Annotated in this window: 2 protein-coding genes; both read right to left on the bottom strand. The window is 62.1% G+C overall.

Annotation, left to right across the window (positions count from 1 at the left end; all coding sequences use genetic code 11):
- Nucleotides 1-41: 41 nt before the first annotated feature.
- On the bottom strand, nt 42-644 hold the full coding sequence (locus PMN64_RS42535) for a plasmid pRiA4b ORF-3 family protein (protein ID WP_411785070.1): 603 nt from the start codon (nt 642-644) through the stop codon (nt 42-44).
- On the bottom strand, nt 641-1186 hold a 546-nt coding region (locus PMN64_RS42530), incomplete at its 5' end, for an IS66 family transposase (protein ID WP_411785069.1). The genes PMN64_RS42530 and PMN64_RS42535, both read right to left, overlap by 4 nt.

Raw genomic sequence — 1186 nt, 5'->3', positions numbered from 1 at the left:
GTAAGCGTAGCTCTGCGGCCCTTTTGAATGGCGCTTGACGCCTATTTTGTTCGCGTGGCGCGTCGCCGCGATATCCATGTGTCGGACAACGCGTTGACGGCGGCTTCGAGCGCCTTCCGGTCGACGACGTTGGGATCGAACCGCTCGGGGCCCCAGAGGCGCATGTGTTCGTGCTCGGGATGGCCGGGGTCGCTGATGGCGGCGAGGTATTCGGCATAGCCTGGCGCACCGCCAACGTCTTCCGGAGGACAACGACCGGCGGCCTCGAGCAGGAAGGGAAGCCCCTCCGTCGTGGTGTTCTCGAACCATTTTTCGAGCTTGATCACATGGTCCCAGCTGTCGCCGAAGTCATAGAGATAGTGGATCGTCTTGGCGCCGGTCTCTCGAACGATATCGCAAAGCCGCGCTTTGCGGGCGTCCATGGGCTGGTGGCCGTAATCGTTGTGGGGATCAGGAATCCCCCAACGGACCTCATCAGCGAAGAACTCGAAGAGGTGACTGTTCGTCCAGCCGAATGCCTCCTGAAGCGTCAGATGCAACCGATCAAGGCGCAGGGTGACGGGTACGACAAGGCGACGCATCACCTCCGGCTTCACATCCTTGAGGGTCACCTTGATCCGGACCGCGGTCGTGTTCAGGCTCATGCCGCCAGCCTCGGATCGTGTGTATGCATCGTATAGGTCGACGCCCAGGGAAGCAGTTCGTCCAGTTGCGCCGCAGGCCAACCATTGACGAGCTTGGCGAGAACGTCAGCGAGCCAGTGCTCGGCACTGACGCCATTGAGCTTACAGGTCTCAATGAGCGTAGCCAGCAATGCCCAATTCTCGGCACCTTCGTCGCAACCGGCAAAAAGGGAGTTCTTGGCATTGAGCTTGATCGGTCGCATCGCTCGCTCGACCGCATTTGTGTCCATCTCGATGCGCCCGTCATCAAGGTAGAACGTTAGGCCGTCCCAATGACGCAGCGCGTAACGCAGGGCCTTCGCCGTGTCGCTCTTCTGCGCAAGGTGAGCAAGCTTGGCCTCAAACCACTGCTTCAGGGCTGTAGCCAGAGGCCGGGCATGCGCTTGTCGCCCCGCGCGGCGCTCGTCCGCAGATCGGCCGCGGAATGCCTTCTCGACCGCGTAAAGCTGGGCGATGCGCTCGAGGGCCTCGCGGGCAACCGGAGCTGGCGCCGGCGCAGCCTC

This window comes from Bradyrhizobium sp. UFLA01-814 (assembly GCF_046718885.1).
Taxonomy (GTDB): domain Bacteria; phylum Pseudomonadota; class Alphaproteobacteria; order Rhizobiales; family Xanthobacteraceae; genus Bradyrhizobium; species Bradyrhizobium elkanii.
Note: the sequence above shows the minus strand (reverse complement) of the source record. Positions and strands in the feature narration are given on the sequence as shown.